This window comes from Streptomyces sp. NPDC020801 (genome assembly GCF_044334385.1).
In the GTDB taxonomy this organism is placed as follows: domain Bacteria; phylum Actinomycetota; class Actinomycetes; order Streptomycetales; family Streptomycetaceae; genus Streptomyces.
In genome coordinates this window covers 464066-485945 of the sequence record NZ_JBIRST010000003.1, presented here as the reverse complement: position 1 = coordinate 485945, position 21880 = coordinate 464066, and the positions used below count along the sequence as shown (strand labels likewise).

The following is a 21880-nucleotide window of genomic DNA, read 5'->3' as shown; positions in this document are numbered from 1 at the left end:
CGGCCTCCTCAGCCGTCCCTGAGCTTCTTCAGGCGCTCCACGTCCGCCGCATGACCCTCCTTGCCGCCCGGGGTCTCGATGATCAGCGGGACGCCCTCGGTGGCGGGATGGGTCATCAGGGCGCGGAAGGGGTCCTCGCCGATGTGGCCGGAACCGATGTTCTCGTGCCGGTCCTTGTGCGCGCCGACCACGTCCTTGGAGTCGTTGGCGTGAATCAGCCTCAGCCGGCCCGGACCGACCGTGTCCACCAGCAGATCCAGGGTCTGGTGCATGCCGCTCGGGCCGGTCAGGTCGTGTCCGGCGGCGAAGACGTGGCACGTGTCCAGGCACACGCCCAGCCTCGGATGGGCGTCCAGCGCCTCGAAGTACGGCCCGAAGTCCCAGGTGCGGGAGCACAGGGAGGCGCCCTGGCCCGCGGTCGACTCCAGGAGCAGATACGGGTCGTCGTCGTGGGTGAGCTCGTCCAGCAGCGGCAGCAGGTGTTCCCGCACCTGCTTCAGCGCCACGGCACGGTCCCGGCCGCCGGTCGCGCTCCCGGTGTGGACCACCACACCCAGCGCGCCGATCTCGCGTCCGCGCCGCAGCGAGTGCCGCAGGGACTGAACAGACCGCTCCACGGTCGCCTCGGTGTGCGAGCCGAAGTTGATCAGGTACGGGGCGTGGACGTACGCCGGGATCGACTCCTCGGCGCAGGCCGCGCGGAACGCCTCGTCCTGCCGGGCGCTGCCCGCGGGCGTGGCCCAGCCGCGCGGGTTGGCGACGAAGACCTGCACGGTCTCGGCCCCCAGCTCACGGGCGTAGGACAGACCCACCGAGTTCAGGCCGCCGGCGACGGGTACATGGCCGCCGACGGGGTTGCGGGCGGGGCCGGGGAGGGTGTGGGACCGCTGACTGCTCACCTGCCCAGGGTGTCATGCGTCCCGCGGTCCCCGGTCACCGGATCCTGCCCCTCCGGTCACCTGATGGTGATCGTGATCGTCGAGCCCTTCGGTGCCTGGTCGCCGCCCTTGACCGACTGCTTCTTGACGGTGTCGCCGAACAGCCCGAGCAGACCGCGGTCCTCCTCGACCTTGAAGCCGGCGTCCTGCAGGGTCTTCTTCGCGTCGTCGACGCTGTCGCCGGTCACATCCGGCACGTCCACCATCTCCGGGCCCTTGGACAGGGTCAGCGTGACCGTGTCGCCCTCGGCGGCCTGGCCGCCGCCCGTGGGGGTCTGCTGGGCGACCTGGCCCTTGTCGAACTCGGAGTTCACCTGCCCGGAGGCGACCGTCACTTTCAGGCCGGCGTTCTCCAGATCGGACTTCGCCTGGTCCAGGTCCTCGCCGGTGACGTCCGGCACGTCCACCGGGCGGCCCTTGCTGACGGTGAGCGCGATCGCCGAGCCGGCGTGCCGCTTCGTGCCGGCGCCCGGGTTCGTGCTGATCACGGAGCCCTCGGCGACGTCCTCGCTGAAGGCCCGGCTCACCATGCCCGGCTCCAGACCGTCCTTCCTGAGCAGGTCCCGTGCCTCGTCCAGCGGGCGGTCCTGCAGGTCGGGCACCTTCACGGTCTCCGGCCCGTCGGAGATCGTGAGCGTCACGGAGTCGTTGCTGCGGATACGGGCACCCGCCTCGGGGTCCGTACTGATGACCGTGCCGCGCCTGACCGTGTCGCTGTAGGCGTGCTTCACGTTCTTGACGTCGAGACCGGCCGTCCTCAGCCGCTGTCTGGCCTGCGTCTCGGTCTTCGCCAGCAGCGGCGGCACCTTGGTGAACTGACCGGAGTTGATGTACCACACGCCCCCGCCGAGCCCGAGGACCAGCAGGACCGCGGCGACGATCGTGAGCAGGCCGCGCCGGGGCCGCCGCGCCGGCTGCCGTGGTGCGGGCGCCGGGGGAGCCTCCAGGCGGCTGGTGCGGTTGAGCGCGGCCTCGGCCGCGGCCCGCCGCTCGCCCTCGTCGTCCTCGTTGACGGGGAGCGGGCGCGGCATCGTCAGCGCGCGCGGGACGACGCTCGTACGGTCCTCGGCGTTGTCGTGCTCCCCGGGCACGGCCCGCGGCGGCACCGCGTCCAGCTGGGCCGCGCTGAGCGGCGCGCGGGCCTCGCGGACCCGCGCGAGCAGCGCGACCGCGTCGTGCGGCCGGACGTCCGGGGTGCGCGCGGTGGCCGCCGCGACCAGCTCGTCCAGCTCGAACGGCAGCCCCGGCACGGCGGCCGACGGGGGCGGCACGTCCTCGTTCAGATGCTGGTAGAGCACCTGGGCGGGGTTCTCGCCCTGGTGCGGCTTGCCGCCGGTCAGCATCTCGTACAGGACGACCCCGCACGCGTACACGTCGACCCGCGGATCGGCGGTGCCGTGCTCGATCTGCTCCGGGGCGAGGTAGGAGACGGTGCCGAGGACCGCGCCGGTGGTGCTCGTGACCGTGTCCACGGCCCGCACCAGCCCGAAGTCGGCGACCTTGACCCGGCCGTCGTCACCTATCAGGACGTTCTCCGGCTTCATGTCGCGGTGCACGAACCCCGCGCGGTGCGCGGCGCCCAGCGCGGCGAGCACCGGCTCCAGGATGTCCAGGGCGGCGCGCGGCTGCAGCGCCCCGCGCTCGCGCAGCACGTCGCGCAGGGTGCAGCCGGGGACGTACTCCATGGCGAGGTAGACGTACGACCCGTCGGCGCCCTGGTCGAAGACCTGCACGACGTTCGGGTGGTCCAGGCGGGCGACCGACTTGGCCTCCCGGATGAATCGCTCGACGAAGGCCCCGTCGGCGGCCAGCGCCGGATGCATCACCTTGAGCGCGAGGACACGGTCGAGGCGGGTGTCCAGGGCCCGGTAGACCGTGGCCATCCCGCCCACCGCGATCCGCGCGTCGACGCGATAACGGCCGTCGAGCACCTGCCCGACGAGGGGGTCCTGAAGGGTCGTATCCACGCAGGTGAGTGTACGAGCCGGCACGGACACAACGCCCCTTCAGTTGCAATGGGGGCTGTACTGCGACCGACCTGTGACGCTTCCCGCGCGCCGGGCGCCGCCCCCCGTGCTAGAAGGCCGGCCGCTCCGGATCCAGCCGGGCCAGTCCCTCGGTGGGAGACGACGCCTCGGCGAAGTGCCGCTTCGGGATGCGGCCCGCCAGCCTGGCCAGCCGGCCGGCCTCCACCGCGTGCCGCATCGCCTCGGCCATGAGCTGCGGTTCCTGCGCCCGGGTCACCGCCGAGGCCAGCATCACGCCCGCGCACCCCAGCTCCATGGCCAGCGCCACGTCCGAGGCCGTACCCGCCCCCGCGTCCAGGATCACCGGCACGCGCGCGTGCTCGACGATCAGCTGGAAGTTGTGCGGGTTGCGGATGCCGAGCCCGGAGCCGATCGGCGAGCCCAGCGGCATGATCGCGGCGCAGCCGACGTCCTCGAGCCGGCGGGCCAGCACCGGGTCGTCGTTCGTGTACGGCAGCACCGTGAAACCGTCGTCGACCAGCGTCTCGGCCGCGTCCAGCAACTCGATCGGGTCCGGCAGCAGGGTGCGCTCGTCGGCGATGACCTCCAGCTTGACCAGGTCCGTGCCGAGCGCCTCACGTGCCAGCCGGGCCGTGAGGACGGCCTCACCGGCGGTGAAGCACCCGGCCGTGTTGGGCAGCACCCGGATGCCCAGCCTCTCCAGCACCGACAGCACGGAGCCGTGCACCGAGGGGTCCACCCGGCGCATCGCGACCGTGGTCAGCTCGGTGCCGGAGGCCGCCAGCGCCCGCTCCAGCACCTCCAGGCTGGGCGCGCCGCCCGTCCCCATGATCAGCCGGGACGAGAAGGACGTACCACCGAGGACGAAGGGATCGTCGGCCATGGGTCAGCCTCCTTGGACGGCGGTCAGCACTTCGACGCGGTCGCCCTCGGCCAGGGCCGTGGACGACCACCGCGTGCGCGGGACGACGGTCTCGTTGAGGGCGGCGGCCACCCCGGAGGGCGCCGCGGTCAGGGTCTGTACGACGGTGTCGAGGGCCGTGCCCGGCGCGATCCGGAGGGGCTCCCCGTTGACCGAGATGGTGACGGAGACGTTCATGCGGGCTGCTCCGTGCGTGCCGGGTGTGCCGTGTGTTCGGTGAGCTCCGTACGCTCCGTGAGTGCGGTGGCGGCACGGAAGCGCCGTGGGGTGAAGGGGCGGGCCTCCTCGGGCAGTTCGCCGGTGGTCAGCGCGTGCGCCATCGCGTCGCCGGTGACCGGTGTGAGCAGCACTCCGTTGCGGTAGTGCCCGGTTGCCAGCAGCAGCCCGTCCAGCTCGGTCGGGCCGAGCAGCGGCGCGTTGTCGGGGGAGCCGGGGCGCAGTCCCGCGCGGGTCTCCGTAAGCGGCAGCTCGGTGATCCCCGGGACCAGCTCGTGCGCGTCGCGCAGCAGTTCGTACACCCCGCCCGCGGTCACCGTCGTGTCCCAGCCCAGCTCCTCGCTGGTGGCCCCGACCACCAGCTCGCCGCTGAGCCGTGGCACCAGATAGACATGGCTGCCGCGCACCACGGCCCGCACGGTCCGGTTCAGGAACGGCGCGGACCGCCTGGGCACGGTCAGCCGCAGGACCTGGCCCTTCACCGGCCGCACCGGCGGCAGCACCTCGTCCGGCACACCCGTGAGCTGCCCGCTCAGACTTCCCGCCGCGAGCACCACCTGCCCCGCGCCCAGCTCGGTGCCGTCGCGCAGCACACAGCCCGCGGCCCGGTCGCGGGCCACGACGAGCGACTCGGCCCAGCCGCGGTGGAAGACCACCCCGGCCCGTTCACACGCGGCCACCAGCGCCCCGGCCAGCAGCCGGGGATCGATCTGGTCGTCCCCGTCGACCCGGAGCCCGCCGCGCACGCCCGGCGCGAGCATCGGCTCGAGGCGCCGGCAGTCCCGGCCGGACAGCCACTCGGAGTCCAGGCCCGACTGGCGGTGCAGCGCGTGCAGTTCGCGCAGATGGGCCCGGTCGTCGGCGTCCAGCGCCACGGCGAGCGTGCCGCATCTGCGGTAGCCGAGGTCGTGGCCGGTCAGCTCGGTCAGCTCGGCCGCGAAGTCCGGATAGCGGCGGGCCGAGGCCAGGTTCAGCCCGAGCAGGGTCTGCTCGCCGTAGTGCAGTTCGGTGACCGCGGCGAGCATCCCGGCCGCCACCTGCGCGGCCCCGCCGCCCGGCTCGGGGTCCGCCACGGCGGTGACGAACCCGCGCTGCGCCGCGCGCCAGGCCGTCACCAGCCCGATGATCCCGCCCCCGATGACCAGGACGTCTGACGTACGTGAAGACGACATGGGCGTCCAGCCCCTCCCTTCGCCGGCATGACCCGGATCAGGTTCGTACGGTCGGAGGCCGCCAGCCTCCCTCTCAGCCCGGTGCGTCCGGGCTCCCGCGAGTGCTTGTACGGTGGCCACCCTAGCCCGCAGAGCATCGAACCCGTAAGGGAGCCTCCCGCCATGCCCCGCTCGCTGGACGGACTCGTCCTGAGCCCCGTCGCCGACCAGGCCCCGGGCCAGGTGGGCACGCGCACCCGGTTCACGTACCACGAGAAGGACGGGGAGATCTGGGCCGAGTACGCGGGTGGCGACGTCGTACGGGGCCATCTGGTGGGTACCCGGGAAGGTGACCGCCTCGACTTCCGGTACGTCCAGCTGGGGCACGACGGGACGACGTCCTCCGGGCACTGCGTGTCGACGGTGGCCGAACTGTCCGACGGCAGGGTGCGGTTGGAGGAGACCTGGCAGTGGGAGTCGCGGCCGGGCAACGGAACGAGTGTTGTGGAGCAGGTCACCCCGCACGCCCCCTGACTGACGATTTGTCAGTTGACTATGGTGATCAGGTGAGCGACCAGACGCAGGAACAGGGCACGTCACAGCCGCGGCGCGTGGTCGTCGTGGGCGCGGGCATGGCCGGCGTGCAGACCGCGGTCGCCCTGCGCGAGCAGGGCTTCACCGGCACCGTGACACTGATCGGGGCCGAACCCCACCAGCCCTACGACCGGCCGCCGCTGTCCAAGGCCGTTCTGCTCGGCAAGGCCGAGGGCTCCGCCTTCGACGTCGACTTCGAGGCGCTCGGCCTCGAACTGCGGCTCGGCTGCGAGGCCCTGGCCGTGCGCACCGACACCCATGTGCTGGACACCCCCGCCGGGCCGGTGCCGTACGACGTCCTGGTCCTGGCCACCGGTGCAGAACCGATCCGGCTGCCCGGCACCGAGGGCGTCCCGGGCGTGCACCTGCTGCGCACCCTGGACGACGCCGAACGGCTGCGGCCGGTACTCGCCGGGCAGCACGACATCGTGGTCGTCGGGGCCGGGTGGATCGGCGCCGAGTTCGCCACCGCCGCGCGCGAGGCGGGCTGCGCGGTGACGGTCGTGGAGGCCGCGGACCGGCCGCTGGCGGGGGCGCTGCCGGCCGAGGTGGCCGCGCCGATGACCGCCTGGTACGCCGACAGCGGCATCGAGCTGCGCACGCACGCGCGCGTGGAGCGCGTCGAGCCCGGCGCGGTGGTGCTCGACGACGGCACGCGGCTGCCCGCGGGCGCCGTCGTGGTCGGCATCGGGGCGCGCCCCGCGACGGCCTGGCTGGCGGGCTCCGGCATCGACCTGGGCGAGCACGGCGACGTCCTGGCCGACGACCACCTGCGCACCTCGGCGGCGGACGTGTACGCGGTCGGCGACTGCGCCTCCTTCCCCTCGGGGAGGTACGGGGAGCGCCTGATGGTCCACCACTGGGACAACGCGCTCCAGGGTCCCCGCACCGTCGCCGCCAACGTCGTGGGTGAGGCGTCCGCGGTCTACGACCCGGTGCCGTACTTCTGGTCCGAGCAGTTCGGCCGCTTCGTGCAGTACGCCGGCCACCACCCGTCCGCCGACACCGCCGTCTGGCGCGGCGACCCCTCGGGGCCGGCGTGGACGGTCTGCTGGCTCCGCGAGGGCCGGCTGGTCGCCCTGCTGGCGGTCGGCCGGCCGCGTGACCTGGCGCAGGGCAGACGGCTGATCGAGGCCGGCACGCCGATGGCCGCGGAGCTGCTGGCGGACCCGGCGCGGCCGCTGAAGGCGGCGACGGCGTAGGCCCGGGTGGACGGGCCCGGCTTCCGAGTGTCAGTGGCAGATGGCAGGCTTGATGCCGTGACCGAGATTGAAGCAAAGATCGATGCTCTCGTCCCCGCCTGGCTCACCCTCCCCGACATCGCCGAACAGCTCGGCGTCGAGGTGACGCGTGTGCGGCAGCTGGTCAAGGAGGGCCAGCTCATCGCCGTACGTCGCGGTGAGAACCGCGCGCTGCACGTTCCCGCCGCCTTCATCGACGGGGACAAGGTGGTCAAGGGCCTGTCCGGGACCCTGACACTCCTGCGGGACGACGGCTTCACGGTCGAAGAGATGATCGAGTGGCTCTTCACCCCCGACCCGTCCCTGCCCGGCACCCCCGCGCAGGCGCTCAGCGAGAATCGCGGCACGGAGGTGAAGCGCCGCGCCCAGGCGCTCGCCGTCTGACCATCCGACCACCGGAACAACACTCAGGAAGGCACGGGCCCCGCGAGCCGGGGCCACGGCCGGAGCCATGGCCGGGGCGCTCGAGAGCGGCGAGGGCGCCCCGCTCGGCCGGGGCGCTCGAGAGCGGCGGGGGCGCCCGGGCGAGGTCCGCCGCGGGGGCCGTGGGTCCGGGCATCCGTCCCGGCCCTGCCCCGTCCGGCCCCGCCCCGTCCGGACCTGGGCCCGGGGAGGGCGTCCCGAACGGGCCCCTGCCCGGGCGGTTCCCGCGCCGTACCCGATGGGCTCGTGCTGTACCTGGCGGGTCCGCGCCCTGCCCCAGCCGGTCCTCGCCCTGGTCGGGCTGTCCGGGCCCTGCCGCAGCCGGTCCGCCCTGCTCGTGCGGTCCGCCCTGCTCGTGCGGTCCCGCCCGTACCTGGGCGGTCGTCCGCACTCTGCCTGGGTGGGCTTGTGCCGTACCCGGCGGTCCCGGCCGTACCCGGTGGTGCCATGCCGTACCCGACGGGTCCGCACACTGCACGGGCGGCGGACCCGTGCTGCACTCGGTGGGTCCATGCCCTGGCCGCGGCCGGTGGCGTCCGGGTCCGCAGTGGGTGATTGCGTGCCGGCCGAGGCGCCGGGCGGGCCGGGTAGGGTCCGTTACGGGCCGGCGGGGCCGGCGGGCCGCCGTGACCGGTGGGCCGTGCCATGACGGGCGGTGGCGCCGCACCGTCGCCCTTCCAGCGTCGAACACCGAGCACGAACGCACACCGCACACCTCATCGACAACCGGGGGGACCCACGCATGTCCGACACCGCCGCAGCCACCGTCCGCGACCGGCTCGCCGACGCTCGGCTGTATCTGTGCACGGATGCCCGCAGGCGCCAGGGAGACCTGCCCGAGTTCCTGGACGCGGTGCTGGCGGGGGGCGTCGACATCGTCCAGCTGCGCGACAAGGGCATGGAGGCGGGCGAGGAACTGGAGCACCTGAAGGTGTTCGCCGAGGCCTGCGCCCGGCACGGCAGGCTGCTCGCGGTCAACGACCGCGCGGACGTCGCCCATGCCGCCCGGGCGGACGTGCTGCACCTCGGCCAGGGCGACCTGCCGGTCGCAGCCGCCCGCGCGGTGCTCGGCGACGACGTCCTGATCGGCCGCTCCACCCACGCCGAGTCCGAGGCCGCGGCCGCCGCCGCGCAGGACGGCGTGGACTACTTCTGCACGGGCCCGTGCTGGCCCACCCCCACCAAGCCGGGCCGCCACGCTCCGGGCCTCGGCCTGGTCCGCTACACCGCCTCCCTCGGCACCGACCGGCCCTGGTTCGCCATCGGCGGCATCGACCTGGGCAATCTCGACGAGGTGCTGCACGCCGGCGCCCGCCGCGTCGTCGTGGTCCGGGCGATCACCGAGGCCGACGACCCCGGGGCGGCGGCGGCGGAGTTCGCCGGGCGGCTGAGGCAGGAGGCGTGAAGGGGCGCTGCGCCGGGCCGGGCAGGGGAGATCGGGCGGCCGCGTCGTCTCACGTGCCGGACGCCTGAGGCCTTCCAGGCGCCCCGAACGGGCCGGGCTGTCCGATGGGTGGACAACAAACCGACAATTCAGGCAAATTTCCAGGACTCGGTTGGGGGACCGCCGCCCCCTGGATAACCTGCGGGTATGGCCCTCGGAACCGCATCCACCAGGACTGATCGCGCACGTACCGTGCGTGACATCCTCGCCGCCGGCAAGACGACGTACTCCTTCGAGTTCTCGGCGCCGAAGACCCCCAAGGGCGAGCGGAACCTGTGGAGCGCGCTGCGCAGGGTCGAGGCGGTGGCCCCGGACTTCGTCTCCGTGACCTACGGCGCGGGCGGCTCCACGCGCGCCGGCACGGTCAAGGAGACCGAGCAGATCGTCGCCGACACCACGCTCACCCCGGTCGCCCATCTCACCGCGGTCAACCACTCCGTGGCCGAACTGCGCAACATCATCGGCCAGTACGCCGACGCCGGCATCCGCAACATGCTCGCCGTGCGCGGCGACCCGCCCGGCGACCCGATGGGCGAATGGGTCCCGCACCCGCGCGGGCTGACCTACGCGGCCGAACTCGTCCGGCTCATCAAGGAGTCGGGCGACTTCTGCGTCGGCGTCGCGGCCTTCCCCGAGATGCACCCGCGCTCGGCCGACTGGGACTCGGACGTCGAGCACTTCGTGGACAAATGCCGCGCGGGCGCCGACTACGCCATCACACAGATGTTCTTCCAGCCGGAGTCGTACCTGCGCCTGCGCGACCGCGTCGCCGCGGCCGGCTGCGAGACCCCGGTGATCCCCGAGGTCATGCCGGTCACCAGCGTCAGGATGCTCGAGCGGCTGCCCCAGCTCAGCAACGCCGCCATCCCGGACGCCCTGAAAGAGCGGATCCTCACAGCGAAAGACGATCCGGCGGCGGTACGCTCGACGGGAATCGAATTCGCCACGGAGTTCTGCGCTCGGCTGCTGGCCGAGGGAGTGCCCGGACTGCACTTCATCACGCTCAACAACTCCACGGCGACGCTGGAAATCTACGAGAACCTGGGCCTGCACCACCCACCGCGGGCCTAGACCGGCCGCACCCGCGTACGACACACTGCGTAGCGGCCACTGGGAGAGGGGCGTACATGGGCTGGACGGTCCTCTACATCGCGTTCGGTGTTGTCGCGCTGTGGCTGCTCGGCGAGGTGCTGCTGCAGTACAAGGCGCGGCTGCGCTGGCGGCTGCTCGCCTTCGCCGGCTTCCTCGGCGTCGTGCTCGGCGTGCTGATCCCCTCCGTCGTCGTCATCGGTCTGGGTGCGGCGGCCTTCGCGATCGGTCAGACCTACGTCACGCTCTCCTTCCGCCGCGGCTTCGCCGCCGGCTGGGCGGTCAGGCACCCGGACCCGGGCACGGAAGGCGCCAAGCGCCGCCGCGGCCGGGGCGAGCGCCAGGACCCGACCCTGGAGGTCTCCGACCTCGATGCGGCCGACGGCGCCCTCGGCGGCTCGGACGCCATGACGGCCAGGGACGGCCTGTCGTACGGGAACGACGACGACTACGAACGCGACGACGTCTTCACCCCGGCCCGCCCCGCCGAGGCCACCGCCGTCTACGAGCCGCAGCCCCTGCCCGACGAAACCGGCTCCTACGGCGTCTACGGCGCATCCGGCCAGCCGGCCGGCGCGCAGTCGTCCTACGCGGGCGCGGCCCAGACCCAGGACCAGTACGCCACGGCCGCCCAGGGCGCCGACCAGAACTACGCGTACGACTACTCCGGCTACGGGCAGCAGAGTTACGGCTACGACACCACCGGCCAGCAGCAAGCCGCCTACTCCGACCCCTACAGCGGCACCCAGACCTACGGCGGCGGCTCCTACGACACCACCTACGGTGGCCAGCAGGGCTACGGCCAGCAGGGCTACGGCACCCAGGACCCCTACGCCAACGGCGGCTACGGCGGCGAGACCCCGGCCGGCGGGGTGTGGGTCCCGCAGCAGCGCAGCGACGAGACCTACGGCGGCGAACTCCCGCCCGAGCAGCAGTCCTACCCGTACCAGGGGGGCGGCCACCAGCAGCCGCAGCACGGCACGGGCTTCGACGAGCAGTACCGTTTCTGAAGCGCGCAGTACCGTTTCTTGAAGCCGGCTGCCGAGCCGGAGGGCCGGGGCCGAAGGCTCACCGGGAGCCGCGGAACTCGGGGCCCTCCACGATCAGCCCGGCCACCAGCGCGCCCGACATTCCCGCGTGCGGCAGTCCGCCGCCCGGGTGCGACCAGCCGCCCACGGTGAACAGTCCCTGGAGCCCGGTGGAGTTCGCCGGGTGCAGCAGCCGTCCCCCCGCCGCGGCGAGCGCCGGCGCGGGCACGGCTCCCCCCTCCGCGCCCGTGGCCTGCGCGATGTCGGCGGGGGTGCGCACCTCGCGCCACAGGAGGCGGTCGCGGAGCCCGGGTACGGCACGCTCGGCGGCGGTGATCATACGGTCGGCCTGCGCGTCCATGACTTCCCTGCCGGCCCGGTCCCCTTCTCCCGGTTCTCCCGGTTCTCCCGGCGCTCCCGGCAGCGCCGCAACCGTGGCCGTGAGCGTGACCGCTTCGTGCTCCGGGTCCGGGACCAGTGCCGGATCGCCGGGGCGCAGCACCGTGACCGTGGGGTGCCCGGGCAGCCCGGGGGCGGCCGGACCGAACAGGGCGTCGAGTTCGGCCCCGCGGTCTCCGGTGTGCACCACCGTGCGGTGCGCCGCGTCCTCCGGCCGCCCGCCGCGCAGCGCCAGCAGCACCGTCAGCCGACTGGCCGCCCCCGGCTGCGGCGGCACCTCGCCCTCCCCCCGCAGCGCCGTCCGGTCCGGGGCCAGGCGCTCCAGCGCACCCGGCGTCACACCGGCGACCACGAACTCCGCCTCCGCCGCCTTTCCGCCGGCGAGCTCCACACCGGCAGCCCGGCCGTCCTTCTCCAGGATCCGCGTGACCTCGGCGCCGAAGACGAACCCGACCCTGCGGGCCAGACACCGCTCGTGCACGGCGCGCGCCAGCTCGCGCAGGCCGCCGCGCACGTACCAGGTGCCGAAGGCGTGCTCCAGGTACGGCAGCACGGCCGCGCTCGCCGGAGCGGTGCGCGGGTCGAGGCCGTACGCCAGCACGTGGCTCTCCAGGAGTGCGGCCAGCCGCGGATCGCGCAGCTCCCAGGCGCCGACCTCGGCGAGCGTGCCGGCCCGGCGGGTGCGCAGCAGCCGCTTGTGCGGAACCGACGGATAGGGCTCGCGCCCGGCCAGCACCTGCCAGTTGGGCCACAGCGGCTCCTCCAGCAGCGGCCGGCGGGTGCGGTCCCAGGCCTCGCGCGCCCGTACCAGGAAGTCGCCCCAGCGCTGCCCCGCGCCCGCCCCGAGCGCCTCGTCCAGCGCCGAGACGACACCCGCGCGGGAGGCGTTCGGCAGGGACACCGTGGTGCCGTCCGCGAAGACGTGCCGTGCCGACGGGTCGACCTGGACCAGCTCGACGCGGTCCTCCAGCGGCTCCTTGCCGGTCTTGACGAACAGGTCGCGGTAGACCGCGGGCAGCGGCAGCAGCCCGGGGCCGGTGTCGAAGGCGAAGCCGTCCCGCTCGAAGCGGCGCACCGCTCCGCCGTACGTCTCCGTACGCTCGTACACCGTCACCCGGTGGCCCGCGACGGCCAGCCGGGCAGCGGCCGCCATCGCGCCCAGTCCGGCGCCGATCACCGCAATCCGTGCCATGCCCGCGACTGTATCGACCGCCCCCGACAGCCCCGGCTCCGGGGGCGGTGACCAGCGGCTTTTCCCGGCCGGGGGCGCGGCGCCCTGAGGTTGAGCGCGCAGGGGTGAGTATCCGTACCTAGTCGGTGAGATGAGTACGCGGGCGGATGGGGGCCGACCTGCGCGAACGGGAGAGTGGAGATACGGAAAAGGGCACGGCGCCGGTACCGCCGACACGGGGCGGCGGAACGGCGCGGCCCTGGACCGCTCCTTCCGCCGGCCCATGCCGGCGGGAGCGAGACACGGGGGAACCCGGGGGAACGACCGAACGGGGGCCCAACGGGGGAATCGGGGGAGCACGGGGGAGCACGGGGGAGCACGAGGAAGCGCCGGTGTGGGGCGGCCGCGGGGGACGCGGCCACGGCACACCGGCGCTCTTGCGCGTGCGTCGATCCGTCAGCGGCTGCCGCTCATCCGGCCCTGCAGGAGGCGGGACAGCGCCGCGTGGACGTCGTCCAGGGAGCGCTCCGGCTGGAAGGACTTCCAGTCCAGCGCGGCCACCAGCACCATGCCCACCAGCGCGGCGGCGGTCAGCGGGACGTCGATCTCCGCGCTGAACTCGCCGCCTGCCACGCCCTCGCGCAGCACGCCCTCGACGACCGCGACCGCCTCCTGCCGCACCACCATGAGCGTGGACTGCCAGGCCCGGTTGGTGCGCCACAGCTCGGCCACGTACAGCTGGGTGAAGGCCGGGTAGCGGTCGATGAAGGCCAGCCCGGCCCGGACCATGGCGTCCAGGGCGTCGACCCTGCTGCCGCCCTCCCGCGCCGTCCGCTCGGCCGCCTCCCGGAGGGAGGCGGTGAGCAGGCCCACGCCGTGCCGCAGCAACTCCTCGAAGAGGACGGACTTGCTCGCGAAGTTGTAGTAGACCGTGCCCTTGGCGACCCCGGCCCGCTCGGCGATCTCGTCCACCGTGGTGGCGGAGAACCCCTGCTCGGCGATGAGCGTGACGGCCGCCTCGTAGAGCTTCTGCCGGGTGGCCTCGCGTCGAGTGCGGCCGCCCGGCGTGGCGCTGCTGCTTTCCATGGCCCCGATTGTCACAGCAACTGACTCCTCGGAGGGTACGGAAGGGATACGGAAGGTGAGGTCAAGGGCGAGATCACAGGCTCAGCTCGGGGTGCAGCCGGTCCAGGGTCCACACCTGGCGGCGCCGGGCCGACAGCGCGGTCAGCGCGAGCGCCGCCGCGGTGAAGCCGGTGAGCACCGCGCACGCCAGCCACACCGGGCCGAGACCGCCGCCCGTGATCAGCCGGCGCAGGGCCTGGACGATGTAGCTCATCGGCAGGAAGGGGTGGATCGCGTTGAAGAAGCCCGGACTCGTCTGCACGGGGTAGGTGCCGCCCGCGGAGGTGAGCTGGAGCATCAGCAGGGCGAGCACGAGGATCCGGCCCGCCGGCCCGAAGCGCGCGTTGAGCCACTGCACGATCGCCGCGAAGCACGCCGCCGCCAGGAAGAGGAAGGCGATGGTGCCTCCCGCGCGCGTCATCTCCAGGCCGATCGCCCAGTGCAGCACCGCCATCAGGGCCGCCGTCTGCAGCACGCCGACCACCACCACCGGCAGCCAGCCCGCGAGCGCGATCCGCCACGACGAGGCACCCGCGGCCAGCGCCCGCCGGTTCATCGGCGGGATCAGCATGTACGCCACCATGGCGCCCACCCACAGTGACAGCGGGATGAAGTAAGGGGCGAACCCCGTGCCGTAGTTGGGCGCGTGGTGGAGATCCCGGGCGGCCAGCTGGACCGGGTCGGCCATGACGCCGGTGCGCTGGTCGCGGTCCTTCTTCCCGTAGTCGGGGATCTGCTTCGCACCGTGGTGCAGCCCGCCGGCCAGCTTCCCCGAGCCGTCCACCAGCTTGTACATGCCGCCGTTCAGGTCCACGGCGCCCGTTGCGAGCTTGCCGACGCCCGTGTCGAGGTCCGACGCGCCGGTCGTGGCCGTGCCGATCCCGGCGTGCAGCTTCTTGGCGCCCGTGGCGACCTTGCCCGCGCCCTCGTTCAGCTTGTTGACCTTCTTGACGGCGTCGTCGAGGTCCTCGGACAGGTGCGGCGCGCGGTCGGCGAGCGCCTGGGCCTGCGTCTGGAGGGTGGCGAGGTTCGCGTCGAGCTTCTTCAGGTCGCCGTCGTCGTCCGCGATCAGCGTGTTGACGTCGTCGGCGATCGTCGCCACGTCCGCCGCGGCGTCCTTGGCCTTCTTCAGGTCCGCGCAGGCGGTGTCGGGCAGCACGGGTTGTTCGCAGCGCCGCGTGTAGATGTCGTCCAGGACGGCGGCCGCCGCGTGGGCGCCCCTGGCGGCGCCCGGGGCCCTGTTCACCAGGGTGTCGAGGTTGTGGCGGATCGCCCTGGCCGAGTCCGCGACCAGCCGCGCGGAGTCGCCGATGGTCTTCTCGTTGTCCTTCAGGAACGGTCCCGCCGTGGCGTCGACGGCGTTGACCTTGTCGGCGAGGGCCTGTGTGCCGTCGGCCACCTGCCGTGAGCCGTCCTCCAGGGCACCCGCCCCGGTGTCAAGCCTGGTGAGGCCCTTGGACAGCTTGCCGGTGCCCTTCTTGGCCTCCGCCAGCCCGTCGGCGAGCTCCTTGGAGCCCTTCTCGGCCTTGCCGATGCCGCCGGTGAGCTTGTCGGCGCCGCCGGCGGCCTTGACCGTCTGGCCGTGGATGTCGGAGAACGAGATGAAGATCTTGTCCAGGAAGGACCGCGAGGTCTTGGTGGAGGCGGCGGCGCGCACCTCGTTGAACACCGTCTTGGAGATCTGCCCGACGATGTAGTTGTTGGCGTCGTTCGTACGGACCTGGAGCGCGCTGGTCTCGGGGGAGTCGCCGGCGCTGGAGGCGATGCGCCCGCTGAAGTCGGCGGGCATGGTCAGCGACAGGTAGTACGTGCCGTCCTCGACGCCCCGGCGGGCCTGGTCGGCGCTCACCCGGTGCCAGTCGAACACCTCGCTCTTCAGCAGCCCCTTGGTGAGGTCGTCGCCGGCCGTGATCCTCCTGCCGTCGGCGGTCGCCCCCTCGTCGTCGTTCACCAGCGCCACGGGGATGCGGTCCAGGCGGCCGTAGGGATCCCAGAAGGACCACAGGTACAGCGCGCCGTACAGCAGCGGCAGCACCAGCAGCGCGACCAGGGCGGCCCGCGGCAGCTTTCCGCGCCCGAAGCGCCTCAGCTCAAGAGCGGCCAGTTTCGGCGAGCGCATCGGCCGCCTCCTCAGCGTCGTCGGTGGCGGCCTCGGCCCGGGGGTCCGTCTCGCCGCCGGTGGTCTGGTCGTTCGTCAGGTCCTCGACGGCCCGGGGGTCCGTCTCGCCGCCGGTGGTCCCGGTGTCCGCCTCGTCCGGCGCCGTCGTCCGCACGGGCTTCGTGGAGACGACCACCGCCCCCTGCGGCGCCTCGCTGCACACCGCGAGCACGGTCGTCCCGGACTCGGCGATCGACCGCAACAGCGCCCAGACCTCGGCCCGTTCGGCGTCCGAGAGCTTGAAGTCGGTGTCGTCGACGGCGAGCAGCCCGGGCTGCGACATCAGCGCCAGGGCGATGGACAGGCGCAGCTCCTCCAGGCGCTCCAGATCGCGAACCGCGGTGCGGGCGCCCTTGGGCAGCGCCTCCAGGTCGAGGCCGGCGGCGTCCAGCGCGGCGTCGATCAGCAGCTTGACCTCGGCCCGCCGCTCGGCCCGGGGCCGCAGCAGCGCGCGCAACGAGGCACCGAACCGGCGCTGCAGCAGCGCCCGTTCGCGCAGGTGCTCGCCGACGGTCAGGGCCGGTTCGAGGTCCGTGACACCGGCGACGTTGGCGAGCGCGCCGGCCCGGCGCAGGGCGGACATGTGCCGGGGCGGTTTGAAACCGCCCACGGTGGCCACTCCCTCGGTGGGTTTCATCCGCCCGGTGAGCGCGAGCAGCAGGCAGGTGCGCCCGGAACCGGACGGGCCCTCGACCGCGATCAGCGAACCGGGCTCCGCGTCGAAACCGATGCCGCGGAACGCCCAGCCGCGGGGCCCGCGCAGTCCGAAGTCGCGGGCCGTGATGCCGAGACCGTCCACGGCTCCCCTCCCCCTAGTTTTTGAACTGACTGGTCAGTGCAAAAAGTACCCCGAACTTTCGATCGAAGCAAAAGGCCAGGTCAGAACGGACTGTCAGTGCCATACCTCACGATGGGCATATACGGCACCCGTGCCGTGACCCAGACGACAGGAGGTTCGTCATGGCCAACTCGTCCGCAGCCGCCGCCCATCGGCGCCGCGCCACCGGCCCTGCCCCCTCACTGACCGGCCCGGCGAGCGACGTGCACCCCGTGCTCCGCCGGGCCACGGCCCCGCCCGCCGCCCTCGATCTGCTCGCCCAGGCCCGCGCCGGGCTCGACGAGGCCGCCGTGCTCACCGCGCCCAACGAGCGGTACGCGACGGCCCATCTCGCCGCCCTGCGCACCGCGGCCGCCGTGCTCGCCGCGCGCGGGCGCCCGGAGCCCACACCCCGGCGCCGGGCCCGGATCAGGAGCGCCTGGGAAGTGCTCCCCGAGATCGCGCCCGAACTCGCCGAGTGGAGCGCGCTGTTCGCCGCGGGCGCCCGCCGCCGCGCCCGGGCCGAGGCCGGCATCCAGGGCGCGGCGAGCCGCCGGGACGCCGACGACCTGATACGCGACGTGGCGATGTTCATCCGTCTCGTCGAGCGGATGCTGGTGCTCCAGCCCGTGCTGCCGCAGCCACGCCAGGACCCGGACGGGACAGGCGTCTCCCGTGCCCCGCGCGACATGCCGGACGCGGGCTGACCCGGCCGGAGGCGTCCCGAGGCCGCACATCCCCTGGTGCGGGACGGAGACAGGGGGCAGGCAGGCCGGGGGAGGCAATAGGGTGGAGGGCGCCTGAAGCCTTCTCTCCTCCCGTGTTCGGGCGGGGAAGGCAGCCCGATCGCTCCGCCGTACAAGAGGCGGTGCCGCCTCGAGGAGTCAACTGCCGTGTCGGACCCGATGCGCCCCCGCGCTTCTCTCCGTACCGCCGTGGTCTGGGAGGTCCTCCAGGACGCCCTGGACCGCCGGGTCAAGGCCACGGGCCGGGAGTCACTGGACGTCCTCGACGCCGGCGGTGGCAGCGGCAACTTCGCCGTGCCCGTCGCCCGCCTCGGCCACCGGGTCACCGTCGTCGATCCCAGCCCCAACGCGCTGTTCGCGCTGGAGCGCCGGGCGGCCGAGGCCGGTGTGGCCGACCGGGTGCGCGGTGTGCAGGGCGACGCCCACGGGCTCTTCGACGTGGTCGAGCGCGGCGGGTACGACGTCGTGCTGTGCCACGGCGTCCTGGAGTACGTCGACGACCCCGCCGAGGGCGTGCGCAACGCGGTCGCCGCCCTGCGTTCCGAGGGCGTCCTCAGCCTGCTCGCCGCCGGGCTCGGCGGCGCGGTGCTCGCGCGCGCCCTGGCGGGCCACTTCAAGGAGGCCCGGCAGGCCCTCGGCGACCCCGACGGCCGCTGGGGAGAGGGTGACCCGATGCCGCGCCGCTTCACCGCCGAGCAGCTCACGGCGCTGGTCGAGGGCGCCGGGCTGCGGGTCGGCGCGGTGCACGGCGTACGAATCTTCGCCGACCTGGTGCCCGGCGTGCTGGTGGACACCGAGCCCGGCGCCCTGGAGGCGCTGTTGAAGCTGGAGGAGGCGGCGGCCGAACTGCCGGCGTTCCACTCCGTGGCCACACAGCTCCACGTGCTCGGCGAGACCCGCGGTCCCGCCGGGGCCTGAGCCGGCCCGCGGGGTGACGGCCGGCGCCCGGGACGGGCCGCTGATCGGCGTCCCGGCCGGGGATGGAGTGCGCCACAGGCCCCCCGATCGTGGGCCTGGCGCCGTATGATCGAGGGAGACCGTCCGGCATGACGGGTCGGCCGCCGGGGAATGGAAGCCTCAGCGAGCCGGGCTGTTCGTGGCGGATTCCGGTTGGCCAATTGGCGCAGAGGGGCGGGTTTCACGGGGGCGATTCCCTGCCTATCCTGAAGGGACCCCCCGGGTCGCCCCGGCGACTGCACGATGAGGAGGACTCCGTGCCGCTCTCGGAGCACGAGCAGCGCATGCTCGAGCAGATGGAGCGAGCGCTGTACGCCGAAGATCCCAAGTTCGCGTCGGCGCTCGAGGGAAGCGGGCTGCGTACGTACACCCGGCGGCGGGTCTACCAGGCGGCTGCGGGCTTCCTCGTGGGTATCGCGCTCCTCATGGCAGGTGTGATCGTCCAGCAGATCTGGGTGAGCGTGGTGGGCTTCCTGGCCATGCTGGGTTGCGCCGTGCTGGCCGTGACCGGCTGGCGCAAGGCTCCCAGGCCCGGCGAGCAGGCCGTCGGCGGCCCGCACGCCCGCCGTCAGGCCCGGCCGAAGCGCTCCATGATGGACCGCATCGAACAGCGCTGGCAGCGCCGCCGGGACGAGCAGGGCCACTAGGCGCGAGAGCAGCGCCCCTGGACACACCGAGGGGGTGACCACCGACGGTGGTCACCCCCTCGGCATGTCCTGGATGCCGGTTTTCCGGCCGGTCCGGTCCGCCGGGCCGTCCCTGGCCGTGCCGCGCGGGCGGACCGGGCGGGCGGACCGGACCGACAGCGACTCCCGGGGCCGAGGGGCCGCCGTCACTGCACGTCACCGCCGTCCCGGGGTCTCCCGGGCCCTCGGTTCCTGCGCCACCGGGCCCCTGCGCCCCCTCGGAGCCATGGCGCCGACGCAGGTGGCACCGGCAGTACCGGCCTTCGCGCGGAGCCCCGAACCGGGACCGTGGCGCGTCGGGGGTGGTCCCGGAGCCACACGCCGAAGCCCGTGGTCCCGGAGCCACACGCCGAAGCCGCTGTACCGCCCCTCTCAGCCCTGCTGCCCCGACGGCCTGCGCAGCGTCGGGCGGGCGGCCGCCGCGCGGGACCGGAGGGCGGCCCACCGGGCCGAGGCCGTCCAGGCCAGCCGTGCCGTGGAGCGGGGGGCGAACGTGGCGCGCGCTCTGGTGCCGAGGGAGGCCGTGCCGCGCAGACCCTCGGTGACGCTGCGGACGTCCTCGGCGAGCCCCGCCACCGGACGCGGGCACGGCGCGTAGAGGACCTGTTCCACGGCGTCGGCCAGCCGGTGCACCGAGGCGGCGGTCACCGGATCGAGATGCCCGAGGCGGACGATCCGGGCGGCCGCCCCGCGCGGCGTCTGCGACTCGTCCGGCAGGATCCCGAAGTCCCAGGCCGTGTCGGTCAGTTCCTGCCAGACGGCCAGGGTGTGCGGCGCCACGTCCGCGGCACCGCGCCCGTGCGCGCCGAGCCGGACCGAGCGCATCCGCCGGCGCCACAGCAGGGGCGACAGCGGGAGCACGACGACGGCCAGGCCGCCCAGCGCCCAAGCCAGGACCGCGTACCACCTGGGGCCGCCGTCGTCGTGGGGAAGCGCCGCCTGTGCGGACGGGATCGCGCACTCCTGCAGCCGCTTCAGTTCCGGCGAGCAGCTCTGGCTCGCCGAGGGAGCGGTGGAGGGCGCCGTGCTCGCACGCTGGGAAGGCGCCGCCTGGTCCGGAAGGGTGGTGCCGGGTGTGTCCGACTGGGTGTAGGACGGCACCGTGCCGCGCGTCGGAGTGGGCTCGAAGCGGGTCCAGCCGATGCCCTCGAAGTACAGCTCGGGCCAGGCGTGGGCGTCCTTCAGCCCCACCGCGACCGTGCCGTCGCCCTGCGGGGACCCGGGCGCGAAACCGACCGCGACCCGGGCCGGAATGCCGAGGGTGCGGGCCATCGCGGCCATCGCGAAGGAGAAGTGGACGCAGAAGCCCCGCTTGTCCTTCAGGAACCGCGCGATCGCCTCGGAGCCGCTGCCGGTCTCGACCTGGGTGTCGTACTGGAAGCCGCCGTCGACGGCGAACCAGTCCTGGAGCTTGACCGCCTGCTCGTAGTGGTTCGCCGCGCCGTGGGTGACCGCGCGCGCGGTCACCGAGACGATGCCCGGCAGCGACCTGGGCACCTGGGTGTACTCGCGTTTCAGGGACGGCGACGGCTCCGGCGCATCGGCGAGCTGCTCCGCCGTCGGCTGCACGTCCAGGCTCTTCACCTGGTACGTCAGCCCGCGCGTGTTCTGCCCGTGGTCGCCCACGAGGGTCATGCCCACGGGCTCGTAGCGCCAACTGCCCTTGATCCGCACGCCGCTCGGCGGGTAGGGCATCGGCAGCCAGTCCTGGGCGTACCAGTCGGCCGCCGCGACGGTCGTGGTGATCTCCGCCCGCTTGACGTCGCCACCGAGACCGGCCGGGGTGGGGAACGGGTCGGGCACGCCGACGATGTGCCGCTGGGACGGCTTCCAGGTGGTGCCGTCGAAGTCGTCCAGGGACACGATCCGCAGGTACAGGCCGGAGGTGTCGGCGGAGTTCGTGCGCAGGGTCATGACCGTGCGGTCCTCGTCGACGTTCAGGCTGTCGCGCAGTGACACCAGCGGGTTCACCGCGGAGATCGTGCCGCCGCCCCCGACGCCCGCGCCGACACCCGTCCCGGCCGGGCCCAGCAGACCGCCGCTCATCGCCGGCAGGACGAGGGGCACCATCAGGGCGACGCCCAGCGCGAACGCGCCGATGCGGCGCCCGGTGCGCACCGGCGCCACCGCGCCGCTCGGCTCCCCGGCCGGAGTGCGCGGCGCCCCGGCGAAGACCCGGCCCCACTGCGAGAGCCGGTCCCGGCCCTCGGCCAGCAGCAGCATCAGATAGCCGGCGGCCGCGACCACGAACCACAGCCAGTCGGCGCCGCCGCCGGACAGCCCCGCGGCCACGGAGTACAGCGCGAGCAGCGGCAGGCCCGCCGGGGCCGCGCTGCGGAAGGTCACCGCCAGGGTGTCGACGATCAGCCCTATCACCAGCACGCCGCCGACAAGCATCAGCCGGATGCCGTCGGTCAGCGGTGCCGGGATCGCATACCGGCCGACGTCGTCGCCGCCCTGCCGCAACAGCGCGGCCAGGTGGCGGAGGGCGCCGGGGCCCGGGACCAGCCCGAGCAGGGCCTGGCCGCGGGCGAAGACCAGCGTCAGCAGCACCAGGGTGACCAGGGCCTGCGCCGCCACCGTCAGCGGCCGCGCCAGCGGCACCCGCCTGGCCGCCGCGCCGACGCCCGTCTGCACCGCCAGCATCAGCGTGGCCTGCACGATCCAGGTCGCGGGGGAGACCAGCGGCAGCAGCGCACACGCCGCCATCAAGGTGGCCGCCGCAGCGCACAACGCCAGCCGGCTCCGCCCGCTCATGACCGTCCCTCCCGGACGGCCGCCGCCCGG

Annotated in this window: 19 protein-coding genes and 1 riboswitch; of the genes, 9 read left to right on the top strand and 10 right to left on the bottom strand. The window is 73.8% G+C overall.

Annotation, left to right across the window (positions count from 1 at the left end; genetic code table 11):
- Positions 1-8 precede the first annotated feature (8 nt).
- The 5 genes from ACH4UM_RS09580 to thiO all read right to left on the bottom strand — a co-directional run bounded on the left by ACH4UM_RS09580 (position 9) and on the right by thiO (position 5236).
- On the bottom strand, positions 9-899 hold the full coding sequence (locus ACH4UM_RS09580) for a deoxyribonuclease IV (protein WP_398175821.1): 891 nt from the start codon (positions 897-899) through the stop codon (positions 9-11).
- A 56-nt stretch (positions 900-955) separates the two neighbouring features.
- The gene (gene pknB, locus ACH4UM_RS09575; RefSeq protein ID WP_398175819.1) at positions 956-2905 is read right to left on the bottom strand and encodes a Stk1 family PASTA domain-containing Ser/Thr kinase; all 1950 of its coding nucleotides are present in this window, start codon (positions 2903-2905) and stop codon (positions 956-958) included.
- A gap of 109 nt (positions 2906-3014) precedes the next feature.
- Positions 3015-3809, bottom strand: coding sequence for a thiazole synthase (locus tag ACH4UM_RS09570; RefSeq protein WP_398175817.1), 795 nt, complete (start codon positions 3807-3809; stop codon positions 3015-3017).
- Between the two features lie 3 nt (positions 3810-3812).
- Entirely contained in the window at positions 3813-4025 is a 213-nt protein-coding gene (gene thiS / locus ACH4UM_RS09565; protein WP_398175815.1) for a sulfur carrier protein ThiS, read from the bottom strand.
- Positions 4022-5236 (bottom strand): glycine oxidase ThiO, encoded by a 1215-nt coding sequence (thiO, locus tag ACH4UM_RS09560; RefSeq protein WP_398175813.1) that lies wholly within the window; start codon positions 5234-5236, stop codon positions 4022-4024. The genes thiS and thiO overlap by 4 nt, the downstream gene beginning before the upstream one ends.
- A riboswitch (TPP riboswitch) is annotated at positions 5234-5345 on the bottom strand. It overlaps the preceding gene by 3 nt.
- Positions 5346-5398: 53 nt before the next feature.
- On the opposite strand from thiO, the gene ACH4UM_RS09555 reads away from it, so the two are divergent.
- The 6 genes from ACH4UM_RS09555 (at position 5399) to ACH4UM_RS09530 (ending at position 11016) form a co-directional block, all read left to right on the top strand.
- Entirely contained in the window at positions 5399-5749 is a 351-nt protein-coding gene (locus ACH4UM_RS09555; RefSeq protein ID WP_398175811.1) for a hypothetical protein, read from the top strand.
- 32 nt (positions 5750-5781) lie between these two features.
- On the top strand, positions 5782-7011 hold the full coding sequence (locus ACH4UM_RS09550; RefSeq protein WP_398175809.1) for an NAD(P)/FAD-dependent oxidoreductase: 1230 nt from the start codon (positions 5782-5784) through the stop codon (positions 7009-7011).
- 57 nt (positions 7012-7068) lie between these two features.
- Entirely contained in the window at positions 7069-7434 is a 366-nt protein-coding gene (locus ACH4UM_RS09545; protein WP_398175807.1) for an Rv2175c family DNA-binding protein, read from the top strand.
- A gap of 781 nt (positions 7435-8215) precedes the next feature.
- On the top strand, positions 8216-8878 hold the full coding sequence (thiE, locus tag ACH4UM_RS09540) for a thiamine phosphate synthase (protein WP_398175805.1): 663 nt from the start codon (positions 8216-8218) through the stop codon (positions 8876-8878).
- Between the two features lie 186 nt (positions 8879-9064).
- Positions 9065-9988: a methylenetetrahydrofolate reductase [NAD(P)H] gene (gene metF / locus ACH4UM_RS09535; RefSeq protein ID WP_398175803.1), complete on the top strand. Its 924-nt coding sequence runs from the start codon at positions 9065-9067 to the stop codon at positions 9986-9988.
- A 56-nt stretch (positions 9989-10044) separates the two neighbouring features.
- Positions 10045-11016: a hypothetical protein gene (locus tag ACH4UM_RS09530; RefSeq protein ID WP_398175801.1), complete on the top strand. Its 972-nt coding sequence runs from the start codon at positions 10045-10047 to the stop codon at positions 11014-11016.
- A 58-nt stretch (positions 11017-11074) separates the two neighbouring features.
- On the opposite strand, the gene ACH4UM_RS09525 is transcribed toward ACH4UM_RS09530, so the two are convergent.
- The 4 genes from ACH4UM_RS09525 to ACH4UM_RS09510 all read right to left on the bottom strand — a co-directional run bounded on the left by ACH4UM_RS09525 (position 11075) and on the right by ACH4UM_RS09510 (position 16686).
- Positions 11075-12625: a phytoene desaturase family protein gene (locus tag ACH4UM_RS09525; RefSeq protein WP_398175799.1), complete on the bottom strand. Its 1551-nt coding sequence runs from the start codon at positions 12623-12625 to the stop codon at positions 11075-11077.
- A 435-nt stretch (positions 12626-13060) separates the two neighbouring features.
- A complete protein-coding gene (locus ACH4UM_RS09520) occupies positions 13061-13690 on the bottom strand; it encodes a TetR/AcrR family transcriptional regulator (protein WP_398175797.1) in 630 nt (209 codons plus the stop codon).
- Positions 13691-13763: 73 nt separating this feature from the next.
- A complete protein-coding gene (locus ACH4UM_RS09515; RefSeq protein WP_398175795.1) occupies positions 13764-15848 on the bottom strand; it encodes a YhgE/Pip family protein in 2085 nt (694 codons plus the stop codon).
- Complete coding sequence (locus tag ACH4UM_RS09510; RefSeq protein WP_398175793.1) at positions 15820-16686, bottom strand: ATP-binding cassette domain-containing protein; 867 nt, start codon at positions 16684-16686, stop codon at positions 15820-15822. The genes ACH4UM_RS09515 and ACH4UM_RS09510 overlap by 29 nt, the downstream gene beginning before the upstream one ends.
- A 161-nt stretch (positions 16687-16847) precedes the next feature.
- Between ACH4UM_RS09510 and ACH4UM_RS09505 the strand changes: the two genes are divergently transcribed.
- The 3 genes from ACH4UM_RS09505 (at position 16848) to ACH4UM_RS09495 (ending at position 19054) form a co-directional block, all read left to right on the top strand.
- The gene (locus tag ACH4UM_RS09505; protein WP_398175791.1) at positions 16848-17411 is read left to right on the top strand and encodes an SAV_6107 family HEPN domain-containing protein; all 564 of its coding nucleotides are present in this window, start codon (positions 16848-16850) and stop codon (positions 17409-17411) included.
- A gap of 186 nt (positions 17412-17597) precedes the next feature.
- Positions 17598-18368, top strand: coding sequence for a methyltransferase (locus ACH4UM_RS09500; protein ID WP_398175789.1), 771 nt, complete (start codon positions 17598-17600; stop codon positions 18366-18368).
- 296 nt (positions 18369-18664) lie between these two features.
- Positions 18665-19054 (top strand): DUF3040 domain-containing protein, encoded by a 390-nt coding sequence (locus ACH4UM_RS09495; protein WP_398175787.1) that lies wholly within the window; start codon positions 18665-18667, stop codon positions 19052-19054.
- A gap of 411 nt (positions 19055-19465) precedes the next feature.
- Here ACH4UM_RS09495 and ACH4UM_RS09490 read toward each other — a convergent pair whose 3' ends face one another.
- Positions 19466-21850 (bottom strand): DUF3488 and DUF4129 domain-containing transglutaminase family protein, encoded by a 2385-nt coding sequence (locus tag ACH4UM_RS09490; protein WP_398175785.1) that lies wholly within the window; start codon positions 21848-21850, stop codon positions 19466-19468.
- Between the last annotated feature and the right edge of the window lie 30 nt (positions 21851-21880).